This is a genomic window from Paraburkholderia sp. BCC1886 (assembly GCF_900996245.1).
Classification (GTDB): domain Bacteria; phylum Pseudomonadota; class Gammaproteobacteria; order Burkholderiales; family Burkholderiaceae; genus Paraburkholderia.
Window position 1 is genome coordinate 193902 of record NZ_CAAJGK010000035.1, and the last position, 6258, is coordinate 200159.

5 protein-coding genes are annotated in these 6258 nt (G+C 62.7%); 1 reads left to right on the top strand and 4 read right to left on the bottom strand.

The window, feature by feature from the left end:
* Positions 1-22: 22 nt before the first annotated feature.
* The 4 genes from FQ746_RS05575 to FQ746_RS05590 form a co-directional block, all read right to left on the bottom strand.
* Complete coding sequence (locus tag FQ746_RS05575; protein ID WP_144107920.1) at positions 23-1144, bottom strand: branched-chain amino acid ABC transporter substrate-binding protein; 1122 nt, start codon at positions 1142-1144, stop codon at positions 23-25.
* Between the two features lie 197 nt (positions 1145-1341).
* On the bottom strand, positions 1342-2781 hold the full coding sequence (locus tag FQ746_RS05580) for a CoA transferase (protein WP_222105854.1): 1440 nt from the start codon (positions 2779-2781) through the stop codon (positions 1342-1344).
* Positions 2782-2825: 44 nt separating this feature from the next.
* Positions 2826-4433, bottom strand: coding sequence for a sodium:solute symporter family transporter (locus FQ746_RS05585; protein WP_144107921.1), 1608 nt, complete (start codon positions 4431-4433; stop codon positions 2826-2828).
* Positions 4430-4702, bottom strand: coding sequence for a DUF485 domain-containing protein (locus tag FQ746_RS05590; RefSeq protein WP_144107922.1), 273 nt, complete (start codon positions 4700-4702; stop codon positions 4430-4432). The genes FQ746_RS05585 and FQ746_RS05590 overlap by 4 nt, the downstream gene beginning before the upstream one ends.
* 410 nt (positions 4703-5112) lie before the next feature.
* On the opposite strand from FQ746_RS05590, the gene FQ746_RS05595 reads away from it, so the two are divergent.
* Positions 5113-6090 (top strand): LysR family transcriptional regulator, encoded by a 978-nt coding sequence (locus FQ746_RS05595; RefSeq protein ID WP_144107923.1) that lies wholly within the window; start codon positions 5113-5115, stop codon positions 6088-6090.
* The last annotated feature ends 168 nt before the right edge of the window (positions 6091-6258 follow it).

Consider the following 6258-nt stretch of genomic DNA (forward strand, 5'->3'; position numbering starts at 1 on the left):
CGATACGTTGACCAGTGCCGGCTCACTCGCCGTAAGGCACGGGCAAGCCATTCTTGATCACGTAGACCGTCGTCGGCGCGCCCTTCAGGTCGCCGAACTCATCGAAGGAATAAGTGCCTGCCACGCCTTTGTAGTTTTCTCGGCCGAGTTGTTCGATCAGCTTCGGTTTGTCGGTCGTCGTGCCGGCCTTGACCATTGCATCCGCGAGCATTTTCACGCCGTCGTAATAGCTGACGGCATAAACCTGTGTGTCGGTGTTGTAGGCGTCCTTGTACTTCTTCAGGAACGCCCGGCCCGCCGCGGATTTTTCGAGCGCGATTCCGCCTTGGGCGCAGTAGACGATCGACGCCGCGTCGCCCGCGACCTTGCCCATATCGGCCGAGCAGATGCCGTCGCCGCCGAGCAGTTTCGCGCGCAGCCCGCGTTGACGCATCTGCTTCGCCATCGGTGCGCCTTGCGCCGCATAGCCGCCGAAGAAAATCACGTCGGGGTTTTTGCTCTTGATGGTCGTGAGAATGCCGAGGAAATCCGTGGCGGACGAATTGGTGAATTCCTGTTCGACGATCTGGATGCCGTTCGCCTTCGCCACCTTGACGAACTGTTCCGCCACGCCTTGACCGTAGGCGGTACGGTCGTCGATGACGGCCGCTGTTTTCGCCTTCAGGGTCTTCGCAGCAAAAGCGCCCATCGTGCCGCCGAGCTGTTCGTCGCTCGCGCCGATACGGAAGATGTTCTTGAAGCCCTGTTTGGTCAGCGCCGGATTGGAGGCCACCGGCAACAGCGGAACGCCACCCGTGCTGTAGACGCGCGATGCGGGAATCGCGACCCCGGAGTTATACGGGCCCACGACGGCAACGACGCCGCTGTCGACCAGTTTCTGCGCGACCTGGACGCCGATCTTCGGGTCGGCCTGGTCGTCTTCTGAGTCCAGTTTGAAGGTGACTTTCTGACCTGCCACCGTCACGCCGGTTTTGTTCAGTTCGTCGATGGCGAGGCGGGCGCCGTTTTCATTGTCTTTGCCGTTCGGCGCCTGCGGGCCGGTGAGTGGAGCGGAATGACCGATCGTGACGACGACCTGGGCACTTGCGGTGACCGCGAAGCCAGCAGCCAGCAAAGCGGCCATTGTTGTTATGGGACGGCGCATACCAGACTCCGGGTGGACGATGGGAGGGGCCAGATTAGTGGCTATCGGGTCGATGAACAATCGATTTCAAAATTAAAATCGCCTTTTTCGGCCCCGGCTGGGCCCCAGCATAACCACTCTCGCGCAATCGCCCATTAGGGTATTCACGCGGCACGTGCCGCGTGCGCCGGGCGGCCTCCCATGTCCGCCCGCATGCCTCAACGCCGCTGCCACTCCGCTTTGCCCGATCCGAGTTCCGGTGTCGTGCCACTCCATGCGCACGGCGTCTCCGACATCTGCAGAACCGGGCCGAGCGTTTTCAGGTCGCCGTAGACGGTGTCGTCGTCGCATACGGCGAGCGCGTCGAACTCGGCCGGCGTCAGCCGGCCAGGCGCGTCGCGAAAGTCGTCGAGCAGGCCCTGGCGTTGCAGCAGCATCGCGGACTGGCAGAGCGAAACCTGCACCCGATACGAGCCGCCTTCGCGGGCCCGTCGCGCCAGCGCGACCATCGCGCCGAACGTGGCGAGAAAGCCGGTCAGGAAATCGCACGTGAATACCGGCGTCAGTCGAGGCGTGCCCGCACCCGTGGCAAGACCTTGCGTGTGGCACATACCCGTCACGGCCTGCGCGACCTGGTCCCAACCCGCGCGTTCCGCGAAGGGACCGCCGGAGCCATAGCAGTTGACCGACACGTGGATCAGGCCGGGACGCAGGCCGACCAGTTCGTCGAACCCGAATCCATGCGCTGCCAGCCGGTTCGGCCGGTATCCGTCGATCACCACGTCCGCTTCGCGGACCAGTTCCCGCAGGCGCGCCGCATCGGCGCTGCGGTCCATATCCAGGAAGCAACTGCGTTTGCCGTGGCTCGTGTCGCGCACGAAGGAGGGTACCTGGGGCAAGTGGGACGCGGTCACCATCAGTACGTCGGCGCCATGCTCGGCCATGCCGAGCGCCGCGGTCGGACCTGCCAGGATGCGCGTGTGATCGAGCACGCGGATGCCTGCCAGGGGGCGATCGCCGGGCGGCAGCGGCTCGGGTTCGCCATCCGCAATGCGCGTGATCTCGACGACCGGCCGGCTCGCCAGATACGCGCCGTGCGGATGGGCAAGCCATTCTTCGGGCGTACGGACTTTGCCCGCGCAGGCATTCGCCGCTGCGATCGCGTCCTCGAGCGCGTCCGAGTTCCAGCACGCGACACCGGCGCGCACCGAGTCGACCGTGCTTCTGCTGTCGAGTACATCGAGCACGCGCCGTTCGAGATGCGGCAGATTCGTGTGCGGGAGCACCCAGCGACCGTCGGCGGCTTGCCACGGTTGCGTGAGCGACACCATGTGTCTGACTTCGTCGGAGTAGGGGATCGGCTGGTACTCGCCGTGCGCGTCGCGTCGCAGCGTCATGTCGCCGCCATAGCAGGACGTGGCCGCGGCCGCACGCACGTCGATGCCGATCTTCTGCCTGCGGCCCGTGCGCAATTCCCACAGGTCGTTCGCGGCGACTCCGCGTGCGGCGAGTGCGGCCGCCGACGTTTCGCCCAGTTTGAATGGCGAGACATACAGCGGGTCGGTGCCTGAGATCCGTACTTCGTCCGGGTCGAGCGGCGCGCCGTTGCGGATCGCCATCAGTTCGGCAAAAGCGTTGTTGTCGTGAGTTGGGTTCATGCTGTGTGTTCGAGTGGTTGAATTGGAACGGTGGCGCTGCCGTGTCAGGTCAGCTCGCTCATGGGCGTCGCATGCGCCGGGCTGCGTTCGAGCAGTGAGACGACGATGCTGACCGCGAAGGCGAGCGGCACCGTGATGATGGCGGGCGGATCGATCGGGACAGCAGGAGCCGCATGGCCGAGCACGGTGACCCAGATCGAAGGGCCGAGTATCGTCAGCAGGAGCGACGCGGCAAGTCCCGCTCCGCCGCCGCATAGCGCGCCGAGCGTCGTGAAGCGCTTCCAGTAGATCGCGAGGATCAACACCGGGAATGTCGACGAACACGAGATCGAGAAGGCGAGGCTGATCATGTAGGCAATGTTCTGCGTTCTGAACGCGAGGCTGAGGATGACCGCCAGTGCTCCAATGACCACGACGGCGACCTTCATGACTTTCATCTCGGCTTTGCTGTCCTGTGCTTCGCCATGACGTGCTCGGGTCAGACTGCCGTAGATGTCGTGACTGATCGACGATGCGCCCGACAACGTCAGGCCGGCGACCACCGCGAGAATCGTTGCAAAGGCAACCGCGGCGAGAAAGCCGAACAGCGGGTTGCCGCCGAGTACATAAGCCAGATGCAGCGCCGCGGTATTGCCGCCGCCGACGAGTCCGCCGTGGGCATCGAATAGTTGCGGCTGTTTGCGCAGCAGATAAAGCGCACCGAAACCGATGATGAAAATCATCGCGTAGAAAGCGTTCATCAGGATGGTGGCCCACAGGACCGAGCTACGCGCGGCCCGCTCGTCGGGCACTGTGAAGAAGCGCATCAGCACGTGCGGCAGTCCCGCGGTTCCCAGCATCAATGCGATGCCGAGCGAGAACGCGGATAGCGGATTCTTCGCGAACGAGGTCGGTGCGAGAATGGCCGGGCCGGCCGTATGGACGCTGACCGAATCGGCCAGCAAGGTGCCATAACTGAAACCGGTTTGGCGAAGCACCAGAAAGCAGAGCAGGGCGCATCCGGAGATCATCAATACCGCTTTGACTATCTGCACCCACGTCGTGGCCATCATGCCGCCGAACGTCACGTACAAAACCATCAACGCGCCGACGAGCAGCACCGCGTACAGATAGTCGATGCCGAACAGTATCTCGATGAGCTGACCGGCGCCGACCATCTGCGCGACCAGATAAAACAGCACGATGATCAGCGATGCGCACGCGGAGAAGATTCGGATCGACGCACTGTCGAGCCTGGCGCCCACTACGTCGATAAACGTGAAGCGCCCGAGTCTGCGCATTCTGCCCGCCATCAGGAAGACGACGATGGGTAGACCGGTGGTGTAGCCCACTGCATAAAAAAGTCCGTCGAAACCCTTCGAACACACGAGTGCGGTGAGGCCGAGCAGCGCACCGGCGGACATCGCGTCGCCGGCGATCGCAAGGCCGTTCTGCAAGCCGGTAATCTGACCGCCGGCGGTGTAGAAGTCGCTGGCGGTTCGCGTGCGGCGCGCCGCCCACCACGTAATGCCGAGCGTGATCGCGATGACGACGAGAAAGAGCGCGATGGACACGCCGTTGGCAGCCGGTGCCTGCATGCCGGCTGCCATCGCGGGTGAGGCGAGGGCGATCGGCACCATGGCCAGGACTAGCGCGGAAAGAATGCGTTTCACTTTGTGCCCTCCGGAAGACGGTTCGACACGACCACATAGATTGCCGTGAGAACGATGCCGCACGCGATTACGGCGAGGCCCGCGATGAACGACAGCGGCACGCCGATGGCGAATAGATCTTGCTGCAATAGCGCCGGATAAAACGTGCACAGGAATACGAATGAGAAGAATGCGCTCGCCTGAATCGCTGTCAGGGCGATGCCGAGACCAAGGCGCTCGTTGTCGATGCGTGCAGAAACAGGAATAGGGGGAATGCCTGAGGTTGTCATGGACGCGTCCGCTTACCGGGTTGAGTTGCGTGGATTCATGCACGGCGTATGCCGTCGGGCTGTCCCTTCACTCATCCAGATATCAGCGATTTCGTCGGGTGATGGCTCGCGGAGAATTGTCGTCAAAACCGCGATTCGAGGCTTAAAACAGTCTGTCGAAACGATGTCGACGCGGCGGGTGTGCATTGGGACTGCACCAGAAATGGGGCGCTCTTACGTAGACGCCCCGATTCGGGGAGACACCGTTCCAATGCAGTGCGGCTCGATTGCAATTCCTGCCGTGTGCAGGTGGTTTTCGATCGTGGCCACATGGCACGCATGTTGCCCTCGACCACTGCTTGACGGCGACGGACGCGGCGGATTCCGGCCGTGACTTTCCGGCCGTGACTTATAGGCAAAAAGGACGACTCATGGATTCAGGCGACCTGATGGTTTTCGCGGCAGTGGCACGCATGGGCAGCATCACCAAGGCGGCCTTGTTTCTGGACACCGTGCAGTCCAATGTCACGCAGCGAATCCGGCGGCTCGAAGAGGAACTCGCCGTACCGCTGTTTCATCGGCATGGGCGCGGCGTTTCGCTCACGCCGGCGGGCGCGCAGTTGCTGCCTTACGCCAGCCAGATCGATCACATGATGAACGAAGCGCGGCGCGCTATCGGCAGCGACTCGGTGCCGGGTGGTTTGCTGCGGATCGGTTCGATGGAGACGACGGCTGCGATTCGTTTGCCCGATGTGCTCGTCGATTACGCGACCGAGTTTCCGCAAGTCGATATTTCTTTCGCGACGGGGACTTCCCAGAGTCTGATCGACGATGTGCTGGAGCGTCGGCTCGAAGGCGCATTGGTCTGCGCGCCGGTGGATCACGTCGATCTCGTCGCCGAGCCGGTGTTGACCGAGGAACTGGTCGTCGTCACCGCGCCATGGGTGCGTAGCCGGCCGGAGAGTTCGAACGTCGGCCGGCAACCCGGCTGGGCGCAATTCCGCGGCGATGCGAAGATCGCGATCTTCCGTCACGGCTGCGCTTACCGCGAACGGCTCGAACGCCTGTTGATCAGGCAAGGCATCACGAGCATCAAGCGCATGGAACTCGGCACGCTCGATGGACTGCTCGGTTGTGTTCGCGCCGGGATCGCCATCAGCCTGTTGCCACAATCGGTGGTCGAAGGACTGGCGGAAGATCATCGGGTGGCGATTCATGCCTTGCCGGAACATGAAGGTCGCGTCGAGACGTTGCTGGTGCGCAGGCGTGACGTGGTCGTGTCGCTGGCGTTGAGTTGCTTTGTCGAGAAGCTGCGGCAGCATGTTCAACCGATGGGCGATGCTGGGGACTCGAGTGATCCAGATGTCGAAGGTGTTGCGGTGAATCGGAGGCTGAAAGCGGATATCTGAACCTGGCTAGAAGCGGACATTACAACCTAGCTGCTACATCAAATGTCGAGGCCAGATTGAAATGTCCGGGGTCTGGCTAGATAGAAATGTCTGGTTTTGCCGTCGTTCTGGTTCTGTTTCTTTTCATGTCTGTGGGGTGGGGCGGCGCAGCCGCCCCCCGTTCCCCGA